This is a genomic window from Giesbergeria anulus (assembly GCF_900111115.1).
GTDB lineage: Bacteria > Pseudomonadota > Gammaproteobacteria > Burkholderiales > Burkholderiaceae_C > Simplicispira > Simplicispira anulus.
Map to the genome: position 1 here is coordinate 65,271 of NZ_FOGD01000001.1, position 26,436 is coordinate 91,706.

24 protein-coding genes and 1 CRISPR repeat array are annotated in these 26,436 nt (G+C 57.9%); of the genes, 15 read left to right on the top strand and 9 right to left on the bottom strand.

Annotation, left to right across the window (positions count from 1 at the left end):
• Window positions 1-8: 8 nt before the first annotated feature.
• Window positions 9-383 carry a glycine cleavage system protein GcvH gene (gcvH, locus tag BMX55_RS00340; protein WP_091451031.1) on the bottom strand — a complete coding sequence of 125 codons (375 nt, stop codon included), beginning with the start codon at window positions 381-383 and terminating at the stop codon, window positions 9-11.
• Between the two features lie 88 nt (window positions 384-471).
• Between gcvH and BMX55_RS00345 the strand changes: the two genes are divergently transcribed.
• From BMX55_RS00345 to BMX55_RS00395, 11 genes are all read left to right on the top strand, one after another.
• Window positions 472-825, top strand: coding sequence for a thioredoxin family protein (locus tag BMX55_RS00345; RefSeq protein ID WP_245751177.1), 354 nt, complete (start codon window positions 472-474; stop codon window positions 823-825).
• Window positions 826-858: 33 nt separating this feature from the next.
• The gene (locus tag BMX55_RS00350) at window positions 859-4,455 is read left to right on the top strand and encodes a DEAD/DEAH box helicase (protein ID WP_091451034.1); all 3,597 of its coding nucleotides are present in this window, start codon (window positions 859-861) and stop codon (window positions 4,453-4,455) included.
• A gap of 191 nt (window positions 4,456-4,646) precedes the next feature.
• Window positions 4,647-5,240, top strand: a complete 594-nt coding sequence (gene rimP, locus BMX55_RS00355) for a ribosome maturation factor RimP (protein ID WP_091451037.1) — start codon at window positions 4,647-4,649, stop codon at window positions 5,238-5,240.
• Between the two features lie 79 nt (window positions 5,241-5,319).
• Window positions 5,320-6,804, top strand: coding sequence for a transcription termination factor NusA (nusA, locus tag BMX55_RS00360; RefSeq protein ID WP_091451040.1), 1,485 nt, complete (start codon window positions 5,320-5,322; stop codon window positions 6,802-6,804).
• A 24-nt stretch (window positions 6,805-6,828) separates the two neighbouring features.
• Complete coding sequence (gene infB / locus BMX55_RS00365; RefSeq protein ID WP_091451042.1) at window positions 6,829-9,717, top strand: translation initiation factor IF-2; 2,889 nt, start codon at window positions 6,829-6,831, stop codon at window positions 9,715-9,717.
• A gap of 3 nt (window positions 9,718-9,720) precedes the next feature.
• The gene (gene rbfA / locus BMX55_RS00370) at window positions 9,721-10,092 is read left to right on the top strand and encodes a 30S ribosome-binding factor RbfA (RefSeq protein WP_091451046.1); all 372 of its coding nucleotides are present in this window, start codon (window positions 9,721-9,723) and stop codon (window positions 10,090-10,092) included.
• A gap of 2 nt (window positions 10,093-10,094) precedes the next feature.
• Window positions 10,095-11,090, top strand: coding sequence for a tRNA pseudouridine(55) synthase TruB (truB, locus tag BMX55_RS00375; protein ID WP_091451048.1), 996 nt, complete (start codon window positions 10,095-10,097; stop codon window positions 11,088-11,090).
• Window positions 11,087-12,910, top strand: coding sequence for a translational GTPase TypA (gene typA / locus BMX55_RS00380; RefSeq protein ID WP_091451051.1), 1,824 nt, complete (start codon window positions 11,087-11,089; stop codon window positions 12,908-12,910). Before truB ends, typA begins: the two co-directional genes overlap by 4 nt.
• Before the next feature lie 132 nt (window positions 12,911-13,042).
• Window positions 13,043-13,297 (top strand): type II toxin-antitoxin system HicA family toxin, encoded by a 255-nt coding sequence (locus BMX55_RS00385; RefSeq protein ID WP_091451055.1) that lies wholly within the window; start codon window positions 13,043-13,045, stop codon window positions 13,295-13,297.
• Window positions 13,294-13,647, top strand: a complete 354-nt coding sequence (locus tag BMX55_RS00390; RefSeq protein ID WP_091451057.1) for a type II toxin-antitoxin system HicB family antitoxin — start codon at window positions 13,294-13,296, stop codon at window positions 13,645-13,647. Before BMX55_RS00385 ends, BMX55_RS00390 begins: the two co-directional genes overlap by 4 nt.
• A 119-nt stretch (window positions 13,648-13,766) precedes the next feature.
• Window positions 13,767-14,861: an enoyl-CoA hydratase/isomerase family protein gene (locus BMX55_RS00395; protein WP_091451060.1), complete on the top strand. Its 1,095-nt coding sequence runs from the start codon at window positions 13,767-13,769 to the stop codon at window positions 14,859-14,861.
• A 31-nt stretch (window positions 14,862-14,892) separates the two neighbouring features.
• Here BMX55_RS00395 and smpB read toward each other — a convergent pair whose 3' ends face one another.
• Complete coding sequence (gene smpB, locus BMX55_RS00400) at window positions 14,893-15,366, bottom strand: SsrA-binding protein SmpB (RefSeq protein ID WP_091451063.1); 474 nt, start codon at window positions 15,364-15,366, stop codon at window positions 14,893-14,895.
• 94 nt (window positions 15,367-15,460) lie between these two features.
• Between smpB and BMX55_RS00405 the strand changes: the two genes are divergently transcribed.
• A complete protein-coding gene (locus BMX55_RS00405) occupies window positions 15,461-15,901 on the top strand; it encodes a type II toxin-antitoxin system RatA family toxin (RefSeq protein ID WP_091451068.1) in 441 nt (146 codons plus the stop codon).
• Window positions 15,894-16,244: an RnfH family protein gene (locus tag BMX55_RS00410; protein WP_091451069.1), complete on the top strand. Its 351-nt coding sequence runs from the start codon at window positions 15,894-15,896 to the stop codon at window positions 16,242-16,244. Before BMX55_RS00405 ends, BMX55_RS00410 begins: the two co-directional genes overlap by 8 nt.
• Here BMX55_RS00410 and BMX55_RS00415 read toward each other — a convergent pair.
• The gene (locus BMX55_RS00415; protein ID WP_091451072.1) at window positions 16,241-16,759 is read right to left on the bottom strand and encodes a DUF4124 domain-containing protein; all 519 of its coding nucleotides are present in this window, start codon (window positions 16,757-16,759) and stop codon (window positions 16,241-16,243) included. The two genes, BMX55_RS00410 and BMX55_RS00415, sit on opposite strands and share 4 nt — an antisense overlap.
• Before the next feature lie 53 nt (window positions 16,760-16,812).
• Between BMX55_RS00415 and guaB the strand changes: the two genes are divergently transcribed.
• Together guaB and guaA are read left to right on the top strand one after the other, a co-directional pair.
• Window positions 16,813-18,288, top strand: a complete 1,476-nt coding sequence (guaB, locus tag BMX55_RS00420) for an IMP dehydrogenase (protein WP_091451075.1) — start codon at window positions 16,813-16,815, stop codon at window positions 18,286-18,288.
• A 63-nt stretch (window positions 18,289-18,351) separates the two neighbouring features.
• Complete coding sequence (guaA, locus tag BMX55_RS00425) at window positions 18,352-19,971, top strand: glutamine-hydrolyzing GMP synthase (protein WP_091451077.1); 1,620 nt, start codon at window positions 18,352-18,354, stop codon at window positions 19,969-19,971.
• Between the two features lie 50 nt (window positions 19,972-20,021).
• A CRISPR array of direct repeats spans window positions 20,022-21,947; the repeat unit is 29 nt; unit sequence CGGTTCATCCCCACGCATGTGGGGAACAC.
• Between the two features lie 81 nt (window positions 21,948-22,028).
• Here guaA and cas2e read toward each other — a convergent pair.
• The 6 genes from cas2e to casB all read right to left on the bottom strand — a co-directional run bounded on the left by cas2e (window position 22,029) and on the right by casB (window position 26,432).
• Window positions 22,029-22,325, bottom strand: a complete 297-nt coding sequence (gene cas2e, locus BMX55_RS00430) for a type I-E CRISPR-associated endoribonuclease Cas2e (RefSeq protein WP_091451079.1) — start codon at window positions 22,323-22,325, stop codon at window positions 22,029-22,031.
• Window positions 22,306-23,229 carry a type I-E CRISPR-associated endonuclease Cas1e gene (gene cas1e, locus BMX55_RS00435; protein ID WP_218144445.1) on the bottom strand — a complete coding sequence of 308 codons (924 nt, stop codon included), beginning with the start codon at window positions 23,227-23,229 and terminating at the stop codon, window positions 22,306-22,308. Before cas1e ends, cas2e begins: the two co-directional genes overlap by 20 nt.
• Window positions 23,226-23,951, bottom strand: coding sequence for a type I-E CRISPR-associated protein Cas6/Cse3/CasE (gene cas6e, locus BMX55_RS00440; RefSeq protein WP_091451082.1), 726 nt, complete (start codon window positions 23,949-23,951; stop codon window positions 23,226-23,228). Before cas6e ends, cas1e begins: the two co-directional genes overlap by 4 nt.
• On the bottom strand, window positions 23,951-24,754 hold the full coding sequence (gene cas5e, locus BMX55_RS00445; protein WP_091451085.1) for a type I-E CRISPR-associated protein Cas5/CasD: 804 nt from the start codon (window positions 24,752-24,754) through the stop codon (window positions 23,951-23,953). Before cas5e ends, cas6e begins: the two co-directional genes overlap by 1 nt.
• Before the next feature lie 5 nt (window positions 24,755-24,759).
• Complete coding sequence (gene cas7e, locus BMX55_RS00450; protein ID WP_091451088.1) at window positions 24,760-25,836, bottom strand: type I-E CRISPR-associated protein Cas7/Cse4/CasC; 1,077 nt, start codon at window positions 25,834-25,836, stop codon at window positions 24,760-24,762.
• Between the two features lie 65 nt (window positions 25,837-25,901).
• The gene (gene casB / locus BMX55_RS00455; RefSeq protein ID WP_091451090.1) at window positions 25,902-26,432 is read right to left on the bottom strand and encodes a type I-E CRISPR-associated protein Cse2/CasB; all 531 of its coding nucleotides are present in this window, start codon (window positions 26,430-26,432) and stop codon (window positions 25,902-25,904) included.
• Window positions 26,433-26,436: the final 4 nt, after the last annotated feature.

Below are 26,436 nucleotides of genomic sequence, written 5' to 3' on the forward strand. Positions count from 1 at the left end.
ACAGACCGTTAGGCGTTTTGCACCAAGGCGGCATAGGCGGCTTCATCCAGCAGGGTAGACAGTTGCGCTGGGTCAGTCACTTTGATTTTGAAGAACCAGCCTGCGCCCAAAGGGTCGCTGTTGGCCAGTGCTGGATCGGCGCGCAGGGCCTCATTGACCTCTACCACTTCGCCCGCTACAGGCATAAACACATCGGCAGCCGCCTTGACCGATTCCACCACACTGGCTACTGCCCCTTGGGCAAAGGAGGTACCCACGGCGGGCAGATCGACAAACACCACATCGCCCAGCGCTTCTTGGGCGTGTACCGTGATGCCGACGGTGGCAGCTTGCACATCAGCAGCGTTGATCCATTGGTGGTCGGGGGAGTAATGAAGACCCATAGTAAAAATCCTAGTGCAAAGTCAAAAAGCTGCACTGTACCCACTTCGGGCACAATCGGCGCAGCCTTCCTGCTCTTGCCTGACGTTTGTGCCACATTCTGTTTCTGCTGTTTCTACCCCTTGGGTGATTTGCCTGTGTGCGGCTTGGTGCCGAACTTGCGATGCCTACCGCGACATTTTTGATGCCGCAGCCAGCCAGCATCCACAGATGCGCTTTGTGTGGCTTGATGTCGAAGACGAGGCCGACCTGCTGGGCGACCTAGACATCGAGACCTTTCCTACCTTGTTGCTGGCAGCTGATGGCCGCCGGGCATCCTTCTTTGGGCCACTGCCGCCCCAGCCGGGGGTATTGGCGCGCATGTTGACCAGCATGGCGGCACCGGCCACCGCTGATCCACAAGCCCAAGCCCTGCTGGAGCGTGTCCGGGCTGCCCATGCCTAGCATTGCTTGATTTTTTTTGATGGTTGCAACGCGATGACCCGTTTTTCCCGGCGCTATAGCCCCCCTGATGCTTGGATCCCCTTCTCAGCGATTGAAAAAAGGGTGGGTCAGACTACTTGGGAGAGTGGTCAAGAATTGTTCGATGATGAGGCGGTGCTCTCTTTTAAAATTGAGCCACTGGATGACCATTGGCAAGTGTTTGGTGAAGTGCAGGGCTTTACCGATGAGCCTTACGGGTTGAGCATCGAAGTGTATGTGGACATGATGGGCCAGCCTGTCAGTTGGAACAGTGAGTGCAGTTGCCCGGTGGGCTTTCAGTGCAAACATGCGGTAGCCTTGCTGCTGTACACGTCACAGTATGGTTGCGAAGTTTTTCCTGACATGAATTTGCTGGGACGCGTGCGGCCCGGTCTGGAAGACTTAGAAGCGCAGCGCGCTGCCCTGATCCAGCGTCAAGAAGAACTACAGCGCCAACAACAGGCTGCTGCCCGTGCCATCCTCGATACGCAATGGCTGCAATGGCTAGAGACACTGGAGCAGATGGGGCCGCGTTCACCACTTCAGGCAGCAGCATCCGGCACCCCCAGCGCTGCCAGAGAAGAGCATTTTTTGTATCTGCTGGCCTTTGATACACCATCACGCAACTCCTCACGCGGCAGCGCTGCCTTGCCTGTGCTGTGTTTGCATCTGGTGCAGTCTTTTATTAAAAAAGCTGGTGGTTGGTCTAAGGTGCGCTATCTGAGCGACATCCCCTCGCCCAGCGATCCAGCTTATCGCCAAGTCAGCGATGCCGACCGTGCAATATTAGAACTATTGCGCGGCATGTACGCTCTGCCGCCCATGCCTTCACAAAGCAGTCAGTGGGGGCAAAGTCTATATTTGTCGCGCACGAGCAGACGTGACCTGCATTTAGGAATTGTGCTGCAAGGCCCTATGGTGGCAGCGATAGTGCAGCAAGCGGCCAGCATTGGGCGGCTTTTTTGGGCGCTACCTGACGGCCAACCCGGCTTCCCGCTGCAATGGGGCGAGCCGCAAACCGTGCAATGGCATTGGGCACAACAAAAAGCTTCTGGTAACGAGTCTGCCGCGCCGCAGTGGCAATTGCATGCCCAGTTGGCAGAAGAAAACCTTCAGCTTTGCACCAACCAGCCACCGTTGTATCTGGACATCATTAAGGGCCAGTGTGGCCCGGTGCAGGCCCCGGGCTGGACGCCCATGCAACTGGCGCTGCTGCTACAAGCGCCCCCAGCCTCTGAGGCGGTGCTCGAAAATCACCAGCGCAAAGTGGTTGAGTGCTTGGGCAGCTTGCCGCTGCCCGCTGTGGTGAAACAAATCACCACGCTAGAGCCTGGCCCACCGCTGCCACGCCTGTATTTAGCCCCTGTGCCGGTGGCGCAGCAGCGCCAGCAAGGGTTGCTCAATGCCCAGTTGCGTTTTGATTACCAAGGGTTCACGGGCTGGTGGCCCACGCCCCAACCCACCGTGCTCATGGATTCTCCCTCTAGCAGCGCAGACAGCGTGCTGTTACAGCGCGATCTGCCCGCCGAGCAGCAGGCGATGGAGCGTTTGCTGGCGCTGGGCTTGCGTGTGCTGGATGACGACGGCATTTTTGGCTTGCCCGGCCCGGCGGAGCACCAGCAGTGGCTGCAATGGCTAGATGAAGATTTTGCCGTGTTGCGCGCCGCAGGCTTTGAAGTCACGGTAGATGCGCCATTACAGCACTGGATTGCCCGCGCCGACCGCTTAGGGGTGCAGCTGCACCCCGAAGGCGCTACCGATGGCTTGGAGGATGCCAGCGGTGCTACCTCGCCGTGGTTTGAGCTGTCTTTGGGTATCGAGATTGACGGCCAGCGCCATAACATCTTGCCTTTGCTGCCCGAACTCATCGCCACGGTGGCCCAAAGCCCGCTAAACCCCAACACCGGGCAACCGCAACTGCCGCCGTTCCTGTTTTTGCCCGCCCCCGATGGCCCCGGTTTTTTGCGTCTGCCCATGCACGCCTTGCAGCCTTGGCTGCTGGCGCTGTTCGATTTGGTCGGTGATCGGCAATACGACTTCAACGCCGAAAGCCTGCGCTTATCGCGCCTTGATGCCCTGCGCACCAGCGCCGCGCTGGGCGAAGGTGCAGTCTGGGAGGGCGCGGCTGCCCTGCGCGAGCTGGCGCAGCAACTGAGCGGCCAAGCGCATTTGCCCGAAGTACCCATACCCCAGAGTGTGCAAGCCAGCCTGCGCCCCTACCAGCAGCAGGGCGTGAACTGGTTGCAGTTTTTGCATGCCCACGGCTTGGCCGGTATTTTGGCCGACGACATGGGGTTGGGCAAAACACTGCAAACCTTGGTGCATATCCAAATAGAAAAAGATGCCGGGCGCTTGTTGCAGCCTGCTCTCATCATTGCGCCCGTCAGTTTGATGGGAAATTGGCAGCGCGAGGCGAACCGTTTTTGCCCCCAATTGCGTTGCTTGGTACTGCACGGCAAAGAGCGTCATACCGCCGCCGATGCGCTTAAGCAGTACGATGTGGTGATTGCCCCGTATTCGCTGTTGCAACGCGACCGTGAACGCTGGCTGGCACAGTCTTGGCATCTGCTGGTGCTTGATGAAGCGCAAAACATCAAAAACGCCAGCACCTACGCTGCGAAGGTAGTCAGTGCTTTGCAGGCGCGCCACCGCCTGTGCCTGTCGGGCACACCGATGGAAAACCACTTGGGTGAAATCTGGAGTCTGTTCCACTTTCTCATGCCCGGCTTTTTGGGTAGCCAAAAGCGCTTTACCGAGGTTTTTCGCAACCCGATTGAAAAATCGGGCGACGGCACGCGGCTGGCGCAACTGCGCGCGCGTGTCACGCCGTTTATGCTGCGGCGCACCAAGGCGTTGGTGGCTAGTGATCTGCCGCCCAAGGTCGAAACCGTGATGCGCGTCGAGCTGGCAGGCACACAGGCCAATCTGTACGAAACCATCCGCTTGACGATGGAAGAAAGCGTGCGCGAAGCCCTCGATGCCCAAGGTTTGGGCAAATCGCAATTGGCTATTTTGGATGCCCTGCTCAAATTGCGCCAAGTGTGTTGCGACCCACAACTGGTGCCGTTAGAGGCGGCACGCAAAGTGCAGCAATCGGCCAAGCTAGAGTGCTTGATGGAGCTGCTGCCCGAAATGCTGGCCGAAGGGCGGCGCATTTTGTTGTTCTCGCAGTTCACCCGTATGCTGGAGCTGATCGAGGTCGAGCTGCAAAAACGCCAACTGCGCTGGGTCAAACTCACTGGGCAGAGCCAAAACCGCGATGCCCTGATTGATCAGTTCACCAGCGGCCAAGTGCCCCTGTTCCTCATTAGCCTCAAAGCCGGGGGCGTGGGCCTGAATTTGCCCCAAGCCGACACTGTAATCCACTACGACCCGTGGTGGAACCCGGCGGTAGAAAACCAAGCCACCGACCGCGCCCACCGTATCGGCCAAACGCAAAGCGTCTGGGTGGTCAAATTGGTGGCCCAAGGCACGATTGAAGAGCGCATTTTGGCCCTGCAAGAGCGCAAAGCACAACTGGCCGATAGCATGTATAGCGGTGCCTCAGCGCGGCGCGAACCGATGTTCACCGAAAACGACTTGGCCGAGTTGCTCAAGCCACTTTCCCGCTAAGTAGCTGGCACGCATCGCCTATTTTTCTATCGCTGCCATGCCACCAAAGTGCGGTTTGCAGGCTACAATAGGGGCCTCACGACCAAACGGGCGGGTACCAACCGCCCGTTTTTTTTGGTCGTTTGCTTTTGGAGCTCGAAGCCTCTGGGGGTTATCGGGTTTTTTGTATTTCCGGGAATAAATCAAAACACGTGGCATTGCAGCAAATCGTCGAACAAATCGTAGTGGGCCTGGGCTATGACCTGGTAGAGATTGAACGCTCTGCGGGCGGCCTGCTACGCATCACCATCGATTGGCCCTGGCAGCCCCCGGCAGCAGATGCGCCGGTGGCCCCTGAGCAGTTTGTTACTGTCGAAGATTGCGAAAAGGTCACGCGCCAATTGCAATTTGCCCTCGAAGTCGATGGCGTAGATTACAAGCGCCTTGAAGTATCCTCGCCGGGCATTGACCGGCCCTTGCGCCATGCGCAAGACTTTGAGCGCTTTTTGGGTGAAGTCATTGACATCACCCTCAAAGCCCCGATGGGCGCTGCCGCTGCCGGGCAGGTGCATGCCAATCGGAAAAAATTTCGCGGTACCCTTGAACGAGCGGATACCGGAGGCTGGCAAATTGTCTGGAGTGACGAGCCGCCGCCTAAACCGGGTCAAAAAATCAGCAAAAAGCGTGTGCCTGCACCGCTGCAAGCTCTGGGCTTTGCCCTCGATGAGCTGCGCGATGCGCGTCTAGCGCCGATTGTCGATTTCAAGGGGCGCAGCCAGCTGGCGGCTCCCGGTCAGACCGAATGAGCGCAAAAAACGTCTGGGCAGTGCAGGTCAAAATGGCCCAACTGCCCAATGCAGGTGAAGGAAACAGGAGAGTCGTCGCATGAATCGCGAATTGTTAATGTTGGTTGAAGCCATTTCGCGCGAGAAAAACGTCGAGCGTGATGTGGTGTTGGGTGCCGTCGAGCTGGCGCTGGCCCAGGCCACCAAAAAGCTTTATGAAGGCGAAGTGGACATTCGTGTGTCCATCGATCGCGATAGTGGCAACTACGAAACCTTCCGCCGCTGGCTGGTGGTGCCTGACGATGCCGGGCTGCAAAACCCTGAAGCTGAAGAGCTGCTCATGGACGCACAAGACCGTGTGTCAGGCGTCGAGGTGGGTCACTACATCGAAGAAGCGGTGGAGTCTTTGCCCATTGGGCGCATTGGTGCTATGGCAGCCAAGCAGGTCATTCTGCAAAAAATCCGCGATGCCGAGCGCGAAATGCTGCTCAACGACTTTATGTCGCGTGGCGAAAAGATTTTCACGGGCACCGTCAAGCGCATGGACAAGGGCGATTTGATTATTGAGGCGGGCCGCGTTGAAGGCCGTTTGCGCCGCAATGAGACCATCCCCAAAGAAAATCTGCGCAGCGGTGACCGGGTTCGCGCCATGATTATGGATGTCGATCTGACCTTGCGCGGCGCACCGATCATTCTGTCGCGTTCGGCCCCAGCATTCATGATCGAGTTGTTCCGCAACGAAGTGCCTGAGATCGAGCAGGGCCTGTTGGAAATCAAAAACTGCGCCCGCGATCCAGGCAGCCGTGCCAAAATTGCTGTGGTCTCGCACGACCGCCGTGTCGATCCTATCGGCACCTGTGTCGGTGTGCGTGGCACCCGTGTCAATGCCGTGACCAACGAACTGGCCGGCGAGCGTGTCGATATTGTGCTCTGGTCAGAAGACCCAGCGCAGTTCGTCATCGGTGCCTTGGCACCGGCCAACGTGCAGTCCATCGTCGTCGATGAAGAAAAACACGCTATGGACGTGGTGGTGGACGAGGAAAACCTCGCCATTGCTATTGGCCGTGGCGGCCAGAACGTGCGTCTGGCCTCTGACCTCACCGGTTGGAAAATCAATATCATGGATGCCGCTGAGTCGGCACAAAAACAAGCCACCGAGACCGATGCTGCTCGGCGCTTGTTCATGGAAAAACTCGATGTCGATCAAGAAATGGCCGACATCTTGATTGCTGAAGGTTTTGAAAGTCTCGAAGAAGTGGCCTATGTGCCCCTGCAAGAGATGCTCGAAATCGAGAGCTTTGATGAAGATACCGTCAACGAACTGCGGGCGCGGGCCAAAGATGCCCTGCTCACCCTGGAGATCGCACGGGAAGAGAGCGTGGACGATGTGTCCCAAGAGCTGCGTGATCTGGAAGGGCTAACGCCTGAGCTGATCGCCCAACTGGCGGTTGGCGGCATTCATACACGCGACGATCTGGCCGATCTGGCCATCGACGAGCTGACCGACCTGACCGGCCAGTCCGAAGAAGAAGCCAAAGCCTTGATTATGAAGGCGCGCGAACACTGGTTCGCAGGGCAAGAATAAAGGTCAGGGAGGTACAAATCACATATGTCCAGCACCACCGTTGCCGAGTTTGCTAACGAACTCAAAAAATCCCCCGAAACCCTGCTGGAGCAACTCAAGCAGGCCGGTGTTACCAAGAGCAGGGCGTCGGATGCCCTGACTGAGTCTGATAAGCAGAAGCTCTTGGCCCATCTGCAAGCCAGTCATGGCGTCAATGCTGCTGATCGTAAAAAGATCACCTTGGTCACCCGCTCCACCAGCGAGATCAAGCAGGCTGATGCTACGGGCAAGGCACGCACCATTCAGGTCGAAGTGCGCAAAAAACGCACCTTCGTCAAGCGCGAAGATGCCCCCGAATCTTCCGCATCCGAAGATGCAGCTGCTTTGACAACACCGCCACAGGCTGAAGAACCCGCCTTGACCGCAGACCAAAACTCTGAACTCGTTCGCCGCGAAGAGCAGGCCCGCCAGCAGGTGGAGTCCCTCAGCCGCGAAGAGCAAGAGCTGGCCGCCAAACGCAAAGAGCGCGAAGAGCGCGAGCGCCGCGACCGCGAAGCCGCCGAGCGCGCCGCTGCCTATGCCGCCCAAGAAGCGCGCAAAAAGGCCCAAGCATCGGCCATGAAACAAGAAGCCTCGCGGGAGGCTGCTGCCGAAGCTGCTGCCCGTGCTGCTGCCCAAGCTGCTGCCCGTGCCAAGGCCGAAGAAGAATCCAAGGCCCGCGCAGCGGAAGAATCTGCTCGTGCCACCGATTTGGACGAGCGCCGCCGCAAGGCGATGGCCGAAGCTGCGGCTATCCGCTCTATGCTGTCGTCTCCAGCCAAGGTGCTGGTGGCTAAGAAGCCCGAAGAGCCAAAACCTGCGCCCAAGCCGGCTGCGGATGCCAAAAAAGGCACCTTGCACAAGCCCGCTGCTGCTCCCGGCGCTGCTGCTGGGCGCGCTCCGGCTCCCGGTAGCGCTCCTGCTGGTGCAGGCAAAGAGGTCAAATCGGCCAAGCTGTCGTCTAGCTGGGCCGGTGATCCAGCCAAAAAGAAAGAAATCAAGACCCGTGGCGATACCGCCGGTGGTGCTGGTCGTGGCGGCAGTTCTTGGCGTGGCGCTGCCCCCAAGGGCCGCCGTGGCAATGACCGCAACGACCGTGGCGGCCATGACCAACACGCCCACGCTGCAGCGGTCGAGGCGCGCATCATTGAAGTGCATGTGCCCGAAACCATCACCGTGGCTGAACTGGCGCACAAGATGTCGATCAAGGCATCTGAAGTCATCAAGGCGCTGATGAAGATGGGCCAGATGGTCACCATCAACCAGCCGCTAGACCAAGATACCGCCATGATCGTGGTGGAAGAATTGGGCCACAAGGCTGTGGTGGCTGCACTGGACGATCCAGAAGCCTTCACCGACGATGCAGCACAGCAAGATGTGCCGTTGCTGCCGCGTGCCCCCGTTGTGACGGTGATGGGCCACGTTGACCACGGTAAAACCTCGCTGCTGGACTACATCCGCCGCACCAAGGTGGCTACCGGCGAAGCTGGTGGTATTACCCAGCACATTGGTGCCTACCACGTCGAAACCCCACGCGGCATGGTGTCGTTCTTGGATACCCCCGGCCACGAGGCGTTTACCGCCATGCGTGCCCGTGGTGCCCAAGCCACCGACATCGTGATTTTGGTGGTGGCAGCGGACGATGGCGTTATGCCCCAGACCAAGGAAGCTATCAAGCACGCCAAGGCGGCTGGTGTTCCTATCGTCGTCGCTATCACCAAGGCCGACAAGCCCGATGCCAACCCTGAGCGCGTCAAGCAAGAGCTGGTGGTTGAGCAGGTGGTGCCCGAAGAGTACGGTGGTGAATCGCCCTTCGTGGCGGTGTCCTCCAAGACCGGTATGGGCATTGACGAGTTGCTGGAGCAAGTGCTGTTGCAGGCCGAAGTGCTGGAACTCAAGGCCCCAGTGGAAAGCCAAGCTAAGGGCTTGGTGATTGAAGCCAAGCTGGATAAGGGCCGTGGCCCTGTGGCTACCGTGCTCGTGCAGTCCGGTACGCTCAAGGTGGGTGACATCGTGCTGGCAGGTCAAACTTTTGGCCGCGTGCGCGCCATGTTGGACGAAGCAGGCAAGGTTGCCAAGACGGCAGGCCCATCTATCCCGGTAGAAATCCAAGGTCTGACCGAAGTGCCGCAGGCGGGCGACGATTTTGTCGTACTGTCTGACGAGCGCCGGGCCCGTGAAGTGGCTACCTACCGTGCTGGTAAGTTCCGCCACACCAAGCTGGCCAAGCAACAAGCAGCCAAGCTGGAAAACATGTTTGCCGATATGACGGCGGGCGAGGTCAAAACCCTGCCCATCATCATCAAGGCCGACGTGCAAGGCTCGCAAGAAGCGCTGGGCGCCTCGCTGCTCAAACTGTCCACCGACGAGATCCGCGTGCAGTTGGTCTATGCGGGCGTGGGCGGCATCAGCGAGTCCGATATCAACTTGGCTATTGCCTCCAAGGCCATCGTCATCGGCTTTAATGTGCGTGCCGACTCCGGTGCTCGCAAGACGGCTGAAGGCAACGACGTCGATATCCACTACTACAACATCATTTACGATGCGGTAGATGAGGTCAAGGCGGCCATGTCTGGCATGTTGGCTCCTGAGCAGCGTGAAGAAGCACTGGGTACGGCAGAGATCCGCACCGTGTTCGTGGCGTCCAAGATTGGTACCGTGGCTGGTTCTTACATCACTTCGGGCCAAGTCATTCGCAATTGCCGCTTCCGCCTGCTGCGCGACAACATCGTCATTTACACCGGCGACGTCGAATCGCTGCGTCGCCTCAAGGACGACGTCAAGGAAGTCAAAGAAGGCTTCGAGTGCGGTATCAAGCTCAAGAACTACAACGACATCAAAGAAGGTGATCAGCTGGAGTTCTTCGAGATCAAGGAAATTGCGCGGACGCTGTAAACCATGGCTGCCAAAAAGTCTGCTACGCCCAACCGTGCCTTCAAGGTGGCCGATCAGATCCAACGCGATCTGACCGAACTCATTGCGCGCGAGTTGAAAGACCCGCGTGTGGGTATGGTGACGTTGCAGGGCGTAGAGGTCACCCCCGACTACGCCCATGCCAAGGTGTTCTTCAGTTTGCTGGTGGGCGACCCCCAGCAAACGCAAGAGGGCTTGAACCAGGCCGCAGGTTTCCTGCGCAATGGCCTGTTCAAGCGCCTGCACATCCACACCGTGCCGACGCTGCATTTCGTCTACGACCGCACCAGCGAGCGTGCCGCTGACATGAACGCCTTGATTGCCAAGGCAGTTTCTTCCCGCGCTAAAGAGGATTGAGCATGAACGCGCCACGCACGAGGGTGCAGCGCCGCCCTGTGCATGGGGTGTTGCTGCTGGACAAACCGCTGGGCTTTTCTAGCAACGACGCCTTGCAAAAGGCCAAATGGCTGCTGCGCGCCGAGAAGGCCGGTCATACCGGCACGCTCGACCCGTTAGCCACTGGTGTGCTGCCGCTGTGCTTTGGTGCGGCCACCAAGTTCAGCCAGTTGCAGCTTGATGCTGCCAAAACCTACGAAGCCATTGTCCGATTGGGCGCGACTACGACAACCGGCGATGCCGAAGGCGAGGTTCTGCGCGAATGTGCCATCACCCCTGAAATGCTCACCCCTGAGCGTTTGGCTGCGGTGCAGCAGCAGTTTACCGGGCCGATCCGTCAGGTGCCGCCCATGTACAGTGCGCTGAAAAAAGATGGCAAGGCCCTGTATGAATATGCACGGGCCGGTGTCGAGGTAGAGCGTGCCGCCCGCGAGGTCGAGATCCACGCTTTGGCCTTGACGCTGTCTTCGGATGACCAAGGCCAGCCCCTCCTCAACATGGTGGTGACATGCAGCAAAGGCACTTATATCCGCACGCTGGGCGAGGACATCGGCGCGGCACTCGGTTGTGGCGGCCACCTGAGCTTTTTGCGCCGCATTGACACGGGTGGCTTGGGTGTGGAGCGCTGTGTCACCTTGGCCGAGCTAGAGGCGATGGACGAGGCGCAGCGCTTGGCTTGCCTGTTGCCCCCTGAGGCCTTGTTGGTCGAGCATCTGCCTGTCACATTGGGCAGCGAAGATGCCGGGCGCTTTCTGTCTGGGCTGCGTCGCCGTGGCACTTGGCCCGACCATGCGGCGGTGGCCGTGTTTGGGCAAGAGCCACCCGCCTTGTTAGGCGTTGGGCATACCGTGGCGGGAGAATTGATTCCAGACCGCCTCCTTAGCCCGTTAGAAATTCAACAAATTCTGGAAAGTCGTACGCTGGCCGCCCCTGCTGCTAGCATTTTGGAAAAATCATGAGTAAACAAATCCGTAATATCGCCATCATCGCCCACGTTGACCACGGTAAAACCACCATGGTCGATCAGTTGCTGCGCCAGTCCGGCACCTTTGCCGAGCACGAAAAAGTCGTTGATACCGTGATGGACAACAATGCCATCGAAAAAGAGCGTGGCATTACCATCTTGGCTAAGAACTGCGCTGTAAGCTGGGAAGGCACGCACATCAACATCGTCGATACCCCCGGCCACGCGGACTTCGGTGGTGAAGTGGAACGTGCGCTGTCGATGGTCGATGGCGTGGTGCTGCTGATCGATGCCCAAGAAGGCCCGATGCCACAAACGCGCTTCGTGACCAAGAAAGCGCTGGCTTTGGGCCTCAAGCCCATCGTCGTCGTGAACAAGGTGGACAAGCCCGGTGCCAACCCCGACAAGGTGGTCAATGCCGCTTTTGACTTGTTCGACAAGCTTGGCGCTACCGATGAGCAGTTGGACTTCCCCGTGGTTTATGCTTCGGGTATCAACGGCTGGTCGTCGCTGGAAGAAGGCGCACCTGGCGAACAGTGGGGGCCAGATATGTCTGCCCTGTTCAACACCGTGCTCAAGCATGTGCCCGCACAAAAGGGTGACCCTGCTGCACCGCTGCAACTGCAAATTTCGGCACTGGACTTTTCGACCTTCGTCGGTCGTATTGGCGTGGGCCGTATCAGCCAAGGCACCATCAAGCCCAACATGGACGTGGTAGTGATGGAAGGCCCCGATGGCAAGTCCGTCAAGGGCCGTGTCAACCAAGTGCTGACTTTCCAAGGTTTGGATCGTGTGCAAGCCACCGAAGCTGGCCCCGGCGAAATCGTGCTGATTAACGGCATTGCCGACATCGGTATTGGCGTGACGGTGACTGACCCGCTCAACCCCGCACCGCTGCCCATGCTCAAGGTGGATGAGCCAACGCTGACCATGAACTTCTGCGTCAACACCAGCCCGCTGGCTGGCCGCGAAGGCAAGTATGTGACCAGCCGCCAAATCTGGGATCGTCTGCAAAAAGAGCTGCAACACAACGTGGCCCTGCGCGTCAATGAAACCGACGAAGAAGGCATTTTTGAAGTGATGGGCCGGGGCGAACTGCACTTGACCATCTTGCTGGAAAACATGCGCCGCGAAGGCTACGAAATGGCCGTGTCTAAGCCACGCGTGCTGTTCAAGGACGTTGATGGCGTCAAGCACGAGCCTATCGAGCTGGTCACTGCCGACATCGAAGAATCCCACCAAGGCGGCGTGATGCAAGCCTTGGGCGAGCGCAAGGGCGAACTGGTGAACATGGAACCCGATGGCCGTGGCCGCGTGCGCCTAGAGTACCGTATTCCGGCCCGTGGTCTGATTGGCTTTACCAACGAGTTCTTGAACTTGACCCGTGGTTCTGGCCTGATTGCCAACATTTTTGACTGCTACGAGCCGCACAAGGGCGACATTGGTGGCCGTAAGAATGGCGTGCTGATCTCGATGGACGAAGGCGAAATTTTCACCTACGCCTTGGGCAAGCTGGACGACCGTGGCCGTATGTTCGTCAAGGCCAATGATCCGGTATATGAAGGCATGATTGTGGGTATCCACAGCCGTGACAACGATCTGGTGGTCAATGCTACCCGTACCAAGCAACTGACCAACTTCCGCGTTTCTGGCAAGGAAGACGCCATCAAGATCACGCCCCCGATTGATCTGACGCTGGAATACGGCGTTGAGTTTATCGAAGACGACGAACTGGTCGAAATCACCCCCAAGAGCGTGCGCCTGCGCAAGCGCCACTTGAAGGAAAGCGACCGCAAGCGCGCTGGCCGTTCTTGATTTTTACCCGGCACCTGCTGCCGGTGTGAGCGAAAAAGCCACTGCGTTTGCGGTGGCTTTTTTTCTGTAGCAGTCGTTTTTTTGATAGCTTAATATGCTTGCAATTTATCAAAAATAAATACAATAGCTTGCATGAACAGCAAGCACCGAAAAACACTAGAAGCCATCTTTACCAGTCCCGTCAATGGCAACTTGGAGTGGTCGCGGATTGAAGGCTTGCTTATCAGTCTGGGCTGTCGGGTGATAGAGGGCAGCGGCTCCTCCGTCACGTTTGAGAAAGATGGCGAAAAAGTGTTTTTCCATCGCCCCCATCCGAGCAAAGAAGCGTTGCGGTATCGGGTGCAACAAACGCGCGAATTTTTGAACCATATTGGAGTCAAGCCATGATGAACACCATGACCTACAAGGGATACACGGCCCGGATTGAGTACGACGATGCCGACCGCATTTTTGTCGGGCGCTTGGCGGGCATCCGCGACATTGTGGGGTTCCATGCCAGCACGGTGGATGGGCTGGAACAAGCCTTCCATGAATCTGTCGATGATTATGTGCAAGCCTGCGAAAAACTGGGGCAAATGCCCCAAAAGCCTGCCAGTGGCAAACTGATGCTGCGGGTAGCCCCAGAAGTCCATAGCGCAGCACTGACTGCCGCCCAAGCCGCTGGCACCAGCCTCAACCAGTGGGCGGCGCGTGTGCTGGGCGAAGCCGCTGGCGTGGGCCAGCACCATCACGCCTGATTTTCGGGTTGGGCACGGGTGCGTAGCATCGCATCCAGTCACCCCAATGGCGCAATCGGTACCCTGCGATATCGCACAATGGGTACTTTGTGTCGCAATTGAACCAGAAGGAAAGAAAAATGGTGGAGACTGTCTCTGAGGTATTGAGCGAAGTGCGTGGCCAAGTGGGTTTGATTACGCTCAACCGCCCGCGCGCGCTCAATGCGCTCTCGCTGGGCATGGTGCGTGATTTGATGTCCATTTTGTTGGCTTGGAAAGACGACCCGGCTGTGTTGGCTGTGGCGGTGCGTGGCAGCAACAAAGAAGGCCCATTCGGCGCTTTTTGTGCTGGGGGCGATATCCGCTTTTTGCACCAAGCAGGCAGCGTGGGTGATCCACAAATCGAAGACTTCTTTACCGAAGAATACGCCCTCAACCACCTGATTCACCGCTATCCCAAGCCCTATATTGCCTTTATGGATGGCATTGTGATGGGCGGCGGTATGGGCATCAGTCAAGGCGCTGCACTGCGTATCGTTACCGAGCGTACCAAGATGGCCATGCCCGAAACGGCGATTGGCTTGTTTCCGGATGTCGGCGGCGGCTATTTTCTGAGCCGCTGCCCCGGTCGTGCAGGCGAGTGGCTGGGCTTGGTGGGTGAGACCATTGGTGCCGGTGATGCCATTGCCTTTAACTTGGCCGATGGCTTCTTGGCGGCGGATCAGCAAGCCCGCATGTGGGAAGCCTTGGGCAGCCAGACTTTTGCCGATGGTGCCGCCGTGCGCAGCTTTGTGGCTGCGGAACTAAAAACCGCTGTGCCCAAGCTCGAAGCCCACCATGCTGACATCAACCAGTATTTTGCGCTTGGCAGCGTCAGTGCCATCGTCTCAGCACTAGAGGCCGCTGATAGCGATTGGGCCAAGGCCACCGCCGCCTTGCTGCGCAAGCGCTCGCCGTTGATGCTGCATGTGGTGTTGGAGCAGGTGCGCCGCGCCCGCAGCATGGATTTGGCCCAAGACCTGCGCATGGAGCGCGATTTGGTGCGCCACTGCTTCTACCTGCGCCCCGGCCAAAGCGAAACTCTTGAAGGTATCCGCGCACTGGCCGTGGACAAAGACCAGTCACCCCGCTGGAACCCTGAGCGCATCGAAGACGTATCGCCTGAACTGGTGCAATCGTTCTTTGCCAGCCCTTGGCCCGCCCACGCCCACCCGCTGGCGTCACTCCAAGACTAAGGCGCGTCTGTAGCCGTCTGCCACTGCCGTTTTAGCGGTGGTGGACTTTCATGGCGCGCTCGACTTCGCGCTTGCCTTCGCGGTCTTTGATGGTGTCGCGCTTGTCGTGCTCGGCTTTGCCCTTGGCCAGCGCTACCTCGCATTTGACCTTGCCTTCTTTCCAGTGCAGGTTGAGGGCGATCAGGGTATAGCCTTTTTGCTCGACCTTGCCAATCAGGCGGCGGATCTCTTCCTTGTGCATCAGCAGCTTTTTGGTGCGTACGGCATCAGGGTTGACGTGGGTGGAGGCAGTCTTGAGTGGGTTGATTTGGCAGCCAAACAAGAACAGCTCACCATCACGGATCACCACATAGCCATCGGTCAGTTGCACCTTGCCTTCGCGCAGTGCTTTGACTTCCCAGCCTTGCAGCACCACGCCCGCCTCGTAGCGTTCTTCAAAAAAATAGTTGTATGCCGCTTTTTTATTGTCGGCAATGCGGGAGGAGGTTTGGGGTTTCTTGGCCATCGGAAATAGTTGCGGCGCCAACCGGGAGATCAAGGGCCTCCCTACAATTGCTGCCGTCGCGCATCTGCGATTCTAGTTTGCCTACCACCACTCCATGAAAACCGTCAGCAAGTCCGTATTGATCTGGTACAGCCCCGAAGAAATGTTTGCCCTTGTCACTGGGGTAGATAAGTACCCACAGTTTTTGCCGTGGTGCGATCAGGCGCGCGTGCTGGAGCAAGACGGCAGCAGTATGCTCGCTGAAGTGGGCATTGCCCTGAGCGGACTGCGCCAATCGTTTGTGACGCGCAACACCCATGAAGAGGGGCGGCGCGTGCAAATGAAATTGGTCAAAGGGCCATTTTCACGGTTGGATGGCGATTGGCATTTTCATGTGGTGGGCGATGGCTCGCAGCGGGCCTCGCGGGTAGAGCTCAAGCTGCATTACGGCTTTTCTAACAAGGTGCTGGCCGGGCTGGTGGGGCCGGTGTTTGACCGCATTGCAGCCACGATGGTCGATGCCTTTGTCAAACGTGCGCAGCAGGTGTATGGTTGAAGCGCTGGTGGCTGATACGCCGGGCTGGTTGCGGGTAGTGGTGGCGGCTTCTTTGCAGCCTAGGCAGGTGCTAGAGCGCACATTGCAGTTGCCGGTGGGGGCTACCTTGGCTGATGCCGTGCAGGCCAGTGCTTTGTTGGCCCCCGATTTACCGTTAGAACAATGGCCTACTTGCGGTATTTGGGGCAAGGTGATGGCCCCGACACAAGTGTTGCGCGATGGCGACCGGGTGGAGCTATACCGCCCCTTGACGGTCGATCCGAAGGTGGCCCGGCGTGAACGGTTCTCCCGCCAAGGTGCCCGCGCGGCGGGGTTGTTTGCCCGCCCTAAAGACCGGCGTTAGCGTTTGCAGTCGGTATCCATGATTTTTTGTAGGCGCTGCAACTCGGCCTTGCGTGTGGCCTCGTCCATGAACACGCTTTCGCCTTGGGCATTGGTATGGCGCAGCAACTGGCCGGAGTCAAAGCTGGTTTTGGCACTGCGGGCGCGGGTGCAGTTTTCTGCCTTGCCTTTGGCAGCTTGCTCTTCTTCGGCCTTCTTTTTTGCCGCTTCGGCGGCGTCGGCTTGGGCCTTGCGCGCTTGTAACTCTTTGTCTATCCCCGCAGCAGGGGCTTTGGCTGCGGGTTTGGGCGTGGCGGCGGCCCTTTCGGTGCTTGGTTCCGTGCTGCTGGCAGGCTTAGTTGGGGCTGGAGAGCGGCCACCGGGCTGCTTGAGGATACTGCTGTCTGGGATGTCAATGGGGGGCGCACGGTCGCTAAAAACCTTGCGGCCCTCTTTGTCCACCCATTGCCATTGCGCCCAAGCGCCCGAAGACAGGGTACAAAGCAAGGCAAGCAAAAGGGCATGGTGCTTTTTCATGCTTCGCAGTGTAGCGGCGCTGGCGGCTACAATCGGTTTTTTGGAGCTTTCACATGCGCCTTCTTGGAAAAGCACTCACCTTCGACGACGTGTTGCTGGTGCCAGCCTATTCCCAAGTCCTACCTAAGGACACATCCCTTGCCACCCGCTTCTCCCGCAACATCGAGTTAAACCTGCCTTTGGTGTCCGCCGCGATGGACACCGTGACTGAGGCGCGCTTGGCTATTGCCATCGCCCAAGAAGGCGGTATTGGCATCGTGCACAAAAACCTGACCGCCCAAGAACAGGCGGCACAGGTGGCACGCGTCAAGCGCTACGAGTCGGGCGTACTGCGCGATCCGGTGGTTATCACACCAGAGCACACCGTGTTGCAAGTATTGCAGTTGTCTGAGCAATTGGGCATTTCGGGTTTTCCGGTGTGCGATGGCGGCAAAGTGGTGGGTATTGTTACGGGGCGCGATTTGCGCTTTGAAACCCGCTACGACGTCAAGGTACACCAGATCATGACGCCACGCGAGCGCCTCATCACCGTCAATGAAAAAGATGGTACCTCCCCTGAGGCCGCCAAGGCGTTGCTGAACAAGTACAAGCTAGAGCGTATTTTGGTGGTCAATGACGCCTTTGAGCTCAAGGGCCTGATTACCGTCAAAGACATCACCAAGCAAACCAGCTTTCCCAATGCCGCACGCGATGCCGCAGGCCGCCTGCGCGTGGGCGCTGCCGTGGGTGTGGGCGCTGGCACCGAAGAGCGCGTGGAGGCGCTGGTGCGGGCTGGGGTCGATGCCATTGTGGTCGATACCGCCCACGGCCACAGCCAAGGCGTGATTGAGCGCGTGCGCTGGGTCAAGCAACATTACCCGCAAATTGATGTCGTGGGTGGCAACATTGCCACGGGCGCAGCAGCGCTGGCGCTGGTCGAGGCGGGTGCCGATGCCGTGAAGGTGGGTATTGGCCCCGGTTCTATCTGCACCACGCGCATTGTGGCTGGTGTGGGCGTGCCGCAAATCATGGCCATTGACAGCGTGGCTACGGCGCTCAAGGGCACCGGCGTACCGTTGATTGCCGACGGTGGTATCCGCTACTCCGGTGACATCGCCAAGGCGTTGGCCGCTGGTGCCAGCACCATCATGATGGGCGGTATGTTTGCCGGTACCGAAGAGGCCCCCGGCGAGGTTATTTTGTTCCAAGGCCGCTCTTACAAGAGCTACCGTGGCATGGGCAGCATTGGTGCTATGCAACAAGGCAGCGCGGATCGCTACTTTCAAGAGTCCAGCACCGGCAACCCCAATGCCGACAAGCTGGTGCCCGAGGGCATTGAAGGCCGCGTGCCCTACAAGGGTTCGATGGTTTCTATCGTTTACCAGATGGCTGGTGGCGTGCGCGCCGCGATGGGCTACTGTGGCTGTGCTTCGATTGCCGAGATGAACGAAAAAGCCGAGTTTGTCGAGATCACCACTGCCGGTATCCGTGAGAGCCACGTCCACGACGTGCAAATCACCAAAGAAGCGCCAAACTACCGCGCCGACTGATTTTCCTATGCCCACAGGCCCGAACCCAGCCAGCGGTGTTCGGGCCTTTTTCTTTTTACCGCCATGCAACATTCCAAAATCCTCATCCTCGACTTTGGCTCTCAGGTCACGCAACTGATTGCCCGCCGTGTGCGCGAAGCCCATGTATTCTGCGAAGTGCATCCCTGTGATGTCTCAGACGACTGGGTGCGCGCCTATGCCCAAGATGGCACGCTCAAGGGCGTGATTTTGTCGGGCAGCCATGCCAGCGTTTACGAAGACAGCACCGACCGTGCGCCGCAAGCGGTGTTTGAACTGGGTGTGCCAGTGCTTGGCATTTGCTACGGTATGCAAACCATGGCGCAGCAACTGGGCGGCAAGGTGGAGAGCGGCCACACCCGCGAGTTTGGTTATGCCGAGGTGCGCGCCCACGGCCACACGGCTTTGTTGCAAGATATTGCCGACTTCACCACGCCCGAAGGCCACGGGATGCTCAAGGTCTGGATGAGCCACGGCGATAAGGTGACGGAGCTGCCCCCCGGCTTTGAAGTGATGGCGAGCACGCCCAGTTGCCCGATTGCCGGTATGGCCGACGAGGCGCGCAAATACTACGCGGTGCAGTTTCACCCTGAAGTCACGCACACCGTGCAAGGCCAAGCGTTGCTCAACCGCTTTGTGTTGGACATCTGCCAAGCCAGCCCCGACTGGATTATGGGCGACTACATCGAAGAAGCGGTGCAAAAAATCCGTGAACAGGTGGGCGATGAAGAGGTGATTTTGGGCCTGTCGGGCGGCGTCGATTCTTCGGTGGCCGCAGCGCTGATCCACCGTGCCATTGGCGATCAACTCACTTGTGTGTTTGTCGATCATGGCCTGCTGCGCCTGAACGAGGGCGACATGGTGATGGAGATGTTTGAGGGCAAGTTGCACGCCAAGGTGATTCGGGTGGATGCTTCTGAGCTGTTCTTGGGCAAGCTGGCCGGTGTGAGCGAGCCAGAGCAAAAGCGCAAGATCATTGGCGGCCTGTTTGTGGATGTGTTCAAGGCTGAGGCGGCCAAGCTCAAGGCCGGTGATGGCGGCCACAAGGGGGCGACCTTCTTGGCCCAAGGCACCATTTATCCTGACGTCATTGAATCTGGTGGGGCCAAGAGCAAAAAGGCCGTCACCATCAAGAGCCACCACAATGTGGGCGGCTTGCCTGAGCAATTGGGCCTGAAGCTGCTAGAGCCGCTGCGTGAGCTGTTCAAAGACGAAGTGCGTGAACTGGGCGTGGCCTTGGGCCTGCCGCGCAACATGGTGTATCGCCATCCCTTCCCCGGCCCAGGTTTGGGCGTGCGTATTTTGGGCGAAGTCAAAAAAGAATACGCTGATCTGCTGCGCCGCGCTGATGCCATCTTTATCGAAGAGTTGGGCAACTTTGTGGATGAAGCCACCGGCAAGAGCTGGTATGACCTGACCAGCCAAGCCTTTACGGTATTTTTGCCGGTAAAAAGCGTGGGCGTGATGGGCGATGGCCGCACTTACGACTATGTGGTGGCACTGCGTGCGGTGCAAACTTCTGACTTTATGACGGCTGATTGGGCTGAACTGCCCTATGCGCTGCTGAAGAAGGTTTCTGGCCGCATCATCAACGAGGTGCGCGGTATCAACCGCGTGACCTACGATGTGTCGAGCAAGCCACCAGCCACGATTGAGTGGGAATAATCCTGCAACCGGAAACCACCGGAACTGGCCGTTCTCCCGGTTTTCTGTCTCGGTTCATCCCCACGCATGTGGGGAACACCACATAGTCAACCACGTCCATCGGCGTCACGTCCGGTTCATCCCCACGCATGTGGGGAACACCCCCAGGTTCTACTGGAAGCCCAACAAGACTGCGGTTCATCCCCACGCATGTGGGGAACACGCGGTGGGCGCAGTGGTGGTACAGTTTCCGGGCGGTTCATCCCCACGCATGTGGGGAACACCCCCAACAGCCTAAAACCAAAACCGGGGCCAGCGGTTCATCCCCACGCATGTGGGGAACACGGCACCTGCGCCGCAGCAATCTGATCCCACAGCGGTTCATCCCCACGCATGTGGGGAACACCAGCCGTTTGGCCGGGCAGGTCTAGTCAGGAGCGGTTCATCCCCACGCATGTGGGGAACACGCGTCGGCCACGATTTTCATGACCGCCTTTTTCGGTTCATCCCCACGCATGTGGGGAACACGGACTCCCCCTCCTTCCTCCCTTTTTTTAATACGGTTCATCCCCACGCATGTGGGGAACACTCACCGGGGCGCACCAGTAGCAGCGGGGACAACGGTTCATCCCCACGCATGTGGGGAACACTGCCCGCGCGCGAAGCCGTTACGGCGTGGCACCGGTTCATCCCCACGCATGTGGGGAACACGCCGTATGCCACCCAAGTTGCACGGCAAGCGGCGGTTCATCCCCACGCATGTGGGGAACACTGCGATTGCCAGCGCCCGCTCCGGGGCACCCACGGTTCATCCCCACGCATGTGGGGAACACGAGCTTATGGACAAAGCGGCATCAAGTCGTGGCGGTTCATCCCCACGCATGTGGGGAACACCTACCCAGCGACAACCGGGCCTCTTTGCCCTGCGGTTCATCCCCACGCATGTGGGGAACACAGGGGCGTCATCCAAGGTGGTGACGGTGGAATCGGTTCATCCCCACGCATGTGGGGAACACTTTACGCCCGGCCAGTGGCAGCGCCAAGCTCGTCGGTTCATCCCCACGCATGTGGGGAACACCAAAGCAGCATTGCAGGTAGCGCGAGCTGAGGGCGGTTCATCCCCACGCATGTGGGGAACACTTTCAGCAGCTTGCCCAGCTCAATGATGCAGGCGGTTCATCCCCACGCATGTGGGGAACACGAGTATTACGGTATCCCACGCGGCACACCCCACGGTTCATCCCCACGCATGTGGGGAACACCGGCACGCCATGCCCCGACCGGCGCGGCCAGAGCGGTTCATCCCCACGCATGTGGGGAACACAAGGCTCTCTTATGTCAATCAAAATCAACGCGCGGTTCATCCCCACGCATGTGGGGAACACGTGGTAACTGAACCGTAATCAGATAACAGCGCCGGTTCATCCCCACGCATGTGGGGAACACCCCAACAGCCGGGGGCAACTATCGTGCGCTGTGCGGTTCATCCCCACGCATGTGGGGAACACGCCGAACACAGCCCCGAAAAGGAGGCCCACCACGGTTCATCCCCACGCATGTGGGGAACACACCACCCCCAAGAACGCAAGCGAAGGACACAGCGGTTCATCCCCACGCATGTGGGGAACACACCGAACACAGCACCGAAACGGCCGCGGGGCACGGTTCATCCCCACGCATGTGGGGAACACGCGGCCACCGGCAGTGCAGGCCGCAATGTGGCCGGTTCATCCCCACGCATGTGGGGAACACCCGGTTTCGGTACCGGCGCTGGAGGCCCACCGCGGTTCATCCCCACGCATGTGGGGAACACACCACCCCCAAGCACGCCAGCGAGGGGGCCAGCGGTTCATCCCCACGCATGTGGGGAACACGTTGTGGTGCTCGCAAATGAGCTTGAGCAGGAGCGGTTCATCCCCACGCATGTGGGGAACACGCTCAATCCGCAACAAGGCAAATCTGTCATTGCGGTTCATCCCCACGCATGTGGGGAACACACCAATTCTAACTTATTGATTTTATTTGGAAAATCACACACTAAAAAAATTACCAAAAAAGAACATCTTCAAACGAGATTTTTAAAGAGCGTTGGTACCTATAGTGGGTAAAAATTGCACCAACTGTACCCCATCAAAATCTGCTGAGATGCGGCGGTTCTTTCCAAGTGTTAAAAATTCGAAGCCTGCCTCGGCAGTGCTGCGCCAGATCAGCACGGCGTTACCCTCTTCTATGCCTTCTTCCACTTGAGCCCAAATTTGCTCACGTACACGTCGGGAATAATTGCCTACGTACACTCCGGCACGAACCTCTAGTAGCCATACGGCCAAACGTCCGCGCAGGCGCGGTGGTGCATTTTCAAGAACGATGACCAGCATCACCTGTCCCCTGTGGATGAGGCAAAGCCGGGCCAACGGCATCTGCCGCCGGGGATGGGGGCGAAATCTCTCCAGCCGCCAAAATATCTTCGATGTCCGGAATGATGCGATCGAGTAACTTTGTCTGCCGAAACACATCGCGGCAGCCCAAGCGTACGGCTCGCTCAAAGTTGCCCCCCGTGTGGGCACCGGCTACCTTGAATGCAATCGGCACGACGGTCTCAAATTTATAGACGTCTGCGATGTCGTACACAAAAGACAAAGGTTTTCCTGTGTGGATGAATCCTACAGCGGGTGCGTATCCAGCTGCCAAAACGGCGGCCTCAGTCACACCGTACAGACAAGCAGTCGCTGCCGACAAGCAGCGGTTGGCGATGTCAGCAGAATCCCAATCTTCCGCGTCATAGTCACGTCCTTTCCATTCGACTTTGTATTGTCTGGCCAGTAACTGGTAGGTGCGCCGCACACGCGCACCTTCAATACCGCGCAATTGATCCACACTGCGGTGTGCTGGCGGTTCTTCGCCAAAACGGAGGGCATACATCTTGCGCACTACCTTCAGGCGCAAACCTTCGTCTAACGCAAGTTTGGCTTGGTACAACAGGCGATCAGATCTGGCCCCACCGGGCTGCCCTGATGCGTATAACCGTACTCCGGCTTCTCCCACCCACACCAGTAAGGTACCGACACGCGCAGCCAAAGCAGCCGCTCGGTGTGACACGCGGGTACCGGGTTCTAACATAATGCAAGCCACCCCACCCACTGGGATATGGGTTCGAACACCACCTGCATCAATCACGACAAAGGCACCATCCAGCACATCAATTTCACCATATTCGATGAAAATGACCGATATGCGCTCGCGAATGGGAATTGGTCTTAACGGAGGCAGCAAGGTGCTCATGGTGTCTCAGTTTCAAGGCTACTACTGCGGCGCACCAACAGCAAGCCGCAACCAAAAGCTTTGGCACTGCCAATGCCCGTCATTAGCGCTTGGTGAAAATCTTGCACATTGGTCACTGTCAACTCGCCCGTAAAATCTGCCGTGCTGAATTGAAGGTTTCGGTCTTTATGGTGCTGTCGTTCTTGGTGTGTGGCGTAAGCCTGCACCACCACAGTGTCAGGGTTCAGCGCAAATCCCAGCCGCTCGCTGCGCCGTTGTAGCCATTGGGTACACGCAGATTGAATCACATCTTGCAGTGTGGAATCGTCCGGGTCTGGCCTGTCTTGCCACCGTGCCAATCGGTGTGGCACAAGCAGTTTTTTCTTGGCATTCATTACCACATCGTGACGCTTAGATTGGCCGCTGTGACCGTGGCGCACAGTGGGGTTGGCACGCAATTCAAAATGTAGGCGTGTACCTTCTTTCAATTGCGGTGCGTAGTCGCGGGTTTGTACTTGCCATGCGTCTTGGCGTTGTGCCATGGGGGGTCTGTGTGACACCACGTAGTAGCGTAACTGGCCTTCGTGTTCGTACCTGCGAAACAAAAAATCGCGCGGGGTGCCACGGTCAGCAGGAAACCAGTTCCACAGCCACTGATGATCGGCATATGGGCCTTGCAGTCGCTGGTGGATGGCTTCGCGCACATGGTCTGGTATTGGAGTAATCAGGCTGAAATACATCATCAGACCTTGGAAGGGGTAGAGGGAGACGATGGCATGCTTGTTGATGGTGTTGGCAGGAATGCCAAGTATTCATCGCGGTCGCCAAACTGCCAGTTTTTTCTGCGGATCAATTGATCTTTGCGGCGGGTGCTCAGGTCGTGTGCGAGGCCCGCTTCGATGTGCTCGTCAAAGGCCAGGCATTGCAGCTCTGGCAGCGGTTCTAATGGCACCCCGCCATGGGATGTTTTGGCGGCTTGGCGGGCCGCTTCAAAGCGTAAGGCATAAGCAGTGAAAGCCTCATGTGCTGAGTTAGCCGTCATGCACTGGGGCCACAGTGGGGCTCCAAGCACACAGGTTTTACGCCCTAGGTAGAGCGTGAATTGGGGTTGCCGCAGTGCCGCCTCTAGCTCGGCCAGCCCATAGGGCTGGGCGGCACCTTGGCGTGGCTGTACTGCTACCAAACTGGCCGCATTTTGTCGGTAATCGCGTGTGGAGAGGATGGTGCCTAAGTCGGTTTTGGGCACACTCAGCTCTTGGCGACGTGTGGCATGGGGGCGGCCTTTGAGTGCTGTGCGCGATGGCACTTGGGCGGTGTGATAGTCACGCAATAGGCTGCCGGGGTTGAGCAAGCCTATGGCAAAACCGTAGCCATCGCGCAGGGCAACGTGTGCCGCTTCGTCATCGCGCAGCAAACCCAGTGCGGCCCCCAGCAAGCCAATCAGGGCCGATTGGCCGGGGCGTTCGGCGGTGCCACGAAACTCACCCACTGCTGGTTCTCCCCAAGACGACAAAGGAGCTTGGAGCTGAAAAACCAAGTATTCCATAGCACTTACGCCGTGGTAACAAATTGAACCAATTCGGCAAGATTGCCCACGGGGGTCTCGACGTTCAAAAGATACCGGGCATCGGCACAAGCGCCATAAACAGCATCTATGTTTTGGTTGCGCGTTTCCAGTGCTTTGACTGCCATGTCGAGCATTCCTTCTTCTCCCCAAGGCTTGATGGGTTTGAGAAATGCCTGTGCCAGCGAGCGTGGCTGCTGGTCGCCTTTCTCTGCCAAGACATAGCTGGCACGCGAGCGCGAGGCAAAACTGTTTTGCATACCCGTTGGTGACACTTGGGTCACGGCGCATACTAGCCCCTCTAGCGCGCGTGCAGTCAGTCCATCATCGTCACCCAGATTGCTTTTGAGCAAGGCGTGGTCGATGCACAGGTAAAGGTAAAACAAACCAGCGCCATAGCCATGCTCGCCAATGTGACCGGCTCCAGTGTTACTGCTTTGGTTTAAGTCATCTACGGCACTGAAAAAATCATCTTCGACTGCCGCACGGTGTACGGTAATGGCGTGGGCCACTTGCACAGCCGCTTCCATATTAAATTGCGGATTATCGGCCAGCATACGGCCAAACATAGCAATATCTACGGCTCTGCGTGGGTAGCTAAGAAGTTGCAAGGCCGTTTTGGTTTCTTCTTCCGTCAATGAACCTTTGCGTTCAATCAGGGTGGCAATCAGGGCTGCAATGGCTTCTTGTTCATCCGGGCTGAAATGGGCCAACTGTTCTATTTCTAAATCAGTATTGTTCTCGACTTTTTTATCTGATTTGAGTTTGCCAAACTGTTTGGCAATTTCTTTGGCCCAATCGCGGGCTACCTTTTCTGGAAGCCCCCCCGCGCAGAGTTTTTCGTATACCTGCTTACCCATTTGTTTGGTGCGGGTCCCTAGGTTATTACCCACAGCAGCCTCAAACACCTCTGAAGTGCGCCAAGCACGTTTGAGGCTTTGTGACGAAATACGCAACCGATTCGCATCACCCACTAAAGCAGTTTTAGGCCGACCTGTGTCATCCCGGTTCAGATTGGATGGTGGGTAGCTGGTGAGCAGGTGCAGTTGGATAAAACGGGACATGGCGATCTTTCAAATAATAATTAATAGGGGAAAGAAAAACAGAAGGAGGGATGCAGTGCCGGCACTCAATTTTTAGGGTTGTCGGGCCACTGGTAGTCGTAGGCCCAGCGGCGTTGCACGTGTTCATTCCAGCCAAAAACGTCATTGGTCAGAGAGAGCACACCCACCACACCTCCGATCAATGGCAGGGTACGCCGAAGGCTTATAAACAATGCATTGGTGTCGGGTGCATCCAGCAAGCGCCGAAAACGCAGTGGGCTGACCGGGTTGTCTTTTCCACCTTCGCAGCTCATGGCTTCGGGTAAAGATATTTTTTCTTTGTCCTCTTTGACATGGGCGAGTAGCCCCACCACAGCCGCCATCCGATCTTGCTGAAAGCTGTTCCAATGAACGCCATCGCTGGCAGCCACGATGCGGCGGTACAAGCGTTGGTAGGCCGGTGTACAGGCCACGGCATTAAGATCAGAAGCACGGCGCAATATCGCTCGATCAGCGCGTGCTTGCCCACTGGCCGTTTCACTGTGAATGGTGCCCCACCACTTGCACAATTCGGCCTTGGCCGCAGTGCTTAACTCATAAGGGTTGTGTGTGCTCATACGT

What these genes read in the sequence shown, in the direction of transcription:
- gcvH (WP_091451031.1), bottom strand. Translation starts at nt 383, where the DNA reads ATGGGTCTTCATTACTCCCCCGACCACCAATGGATCAACGCTGCTGAT.
- BMX55_RS00350 (WP_091451034.1), top strand. Translation starts at nt 859, where the DNA reads ATGACCCGTTTTTCCCGGCGCTATAGCCCCCCTGATGCTTGGATCCCC.
- nusA (WP_091451040.1), top strand. Translation starts at nt 5,320, where the DNA reads ATGAATCGCGAATTGTTAATGTTGGTTGAAGCCATTTCGCGCGAGAAA.
- infB (WP_091451042.1), top strand. Translation starts at nt 6,829, where the DNA reads ATGTCCAGCACCACCGTTGCCGAGTTTGCTAACGAACTCAAAAAATCC.
- rbfA (WP_091451046.1), top strand. Translation starts at nt 9,721, where the DNA reads ATGGCTGCCAAAAAGTCTGCTACGCCCAACCGTGCCTTCAAGGTGGCC.
- truB (WP_091451048.1), top strand. Translation starts at nt 10,095, where the DNA reads ATGAACGCGCCACGCACGAGGGTGCAGCGCCGCCCTGTGCATGGGGTG.
- typA (WP_091451051.1), top strand. Translation starts at nt 11,087, where the DNA reads ATGAGTAAACAAATCCGTAATATCGCCATCATCGCCCACGTTGACCAC.
- BMX55_RS00385 (WP_091451055.1), top strand. Translation starts at nt 13,043, where the DNA reads ATGAACAGCAAGCACCGAAAAACACTAGAAGCCATCTTTACCAGTCCC.
- BMX55_RS00390 (WP_091451057.1), top strand. Translation starts at nt 13,294, where the DNA reads ATGATGAACACCATGACCTACAAGGGATACACGGCCCGGATTGAGTAC.
- BMX55_RS00395 (WP_091451060.1), top strand. Translation starts at nt 13,767, where the DNA reads ATGGTGGAGACTGTCTCTGAGGTATTGAGCGAAGTGCGTGGCCAAGTG.
- smpB (WP_091451063.1), bottom strand. Translation starts at nt 15,366, where the DNA reads ATGGCCAAGAAACCCCAAACCTCCTCCCGCATTGCCGACAATAAAAAA.
- BMX55_RS00405 (WP_091451068.1), top strand. Translation starts at nt 15,461, where the DNA reads ATGAAAACCGTCAGCAAGTCCGTATTGATCTGGTACAGCCCCGAAGAA.
- BMX55_RS00410 (WP_091451069.1), top strand. Translation starts at nt 15,894, where the DNA reads ATGGTTGAAGCGCTGGTGGCTGATACGCCGGGCTGGTTGCGGGTAGTG.
- BMX55_RS00415 (WP_091451072.1), bottom strand. Translation starts at nt 16,759, where the DNA reads ATGAAAAAGCACCATGCCCTTTTGCTTGCCTTGCTTTGTACCCTGTCT.
- guaB (WP_091451075.1), top strand. Translation starts at nt 16,813, where the DNA reads ATGCGCCTTCTTGGAAAAGCACTCACCTTCGACGACGTGTTGCTGGTG.
- guaA (WP_091451077.1), top strand. Translation starts at nt 18,352, where the DNA reads ATGCAACATTCCAAAATCCTCATCCTCGACTTTGGCTCTCAGGTCACG.
- cas2e (WP_091451079.1), bottom strand. Translation starts at nt 22,325, where the DNA reads ATGCTGGTCATCGTTCTTGAAAATGCACCACCGCGCCTGCGCGGACGT.
- cas1e (WP_218144445.1), bottom strand. Translation starts at nt 23,229, where the DNA reads ATGAGCACCTTGCTGCCTCCGTTAAGACCAATTCCCATTCGCGAGCGC.
- cas6e (WP_091451082.1), bottom strand. Translation starts at nt 23,951, where the DNA reads ATGATGTATTTCAGCCTGATTACTCCAATACCAGACCATGTGCGCGAA.
- cas5e (WP_091451085.1), bottom strand. Translation starts at nt 24,754, where the DNA reads ATGGAATACTTGGTTTTTCAGCTCCAAGCTCCTTTGTCGTCTTGGGGA.
- cas7e (WP_091451088.1), bottom strand. Translation starts at nt 25,836, where the DNA reads ATGTCCCGTTTTATCCAACTGCACCTGCTCACCAGCTACCCACCATCC.
- casB (WP_091451090.1), bottom strand. Translation starts at nt 26,432, where the DNA reads ATGAGCACACACAACCCTTATGAGTTAAGCACTGCGGCCAAGGCCGAA.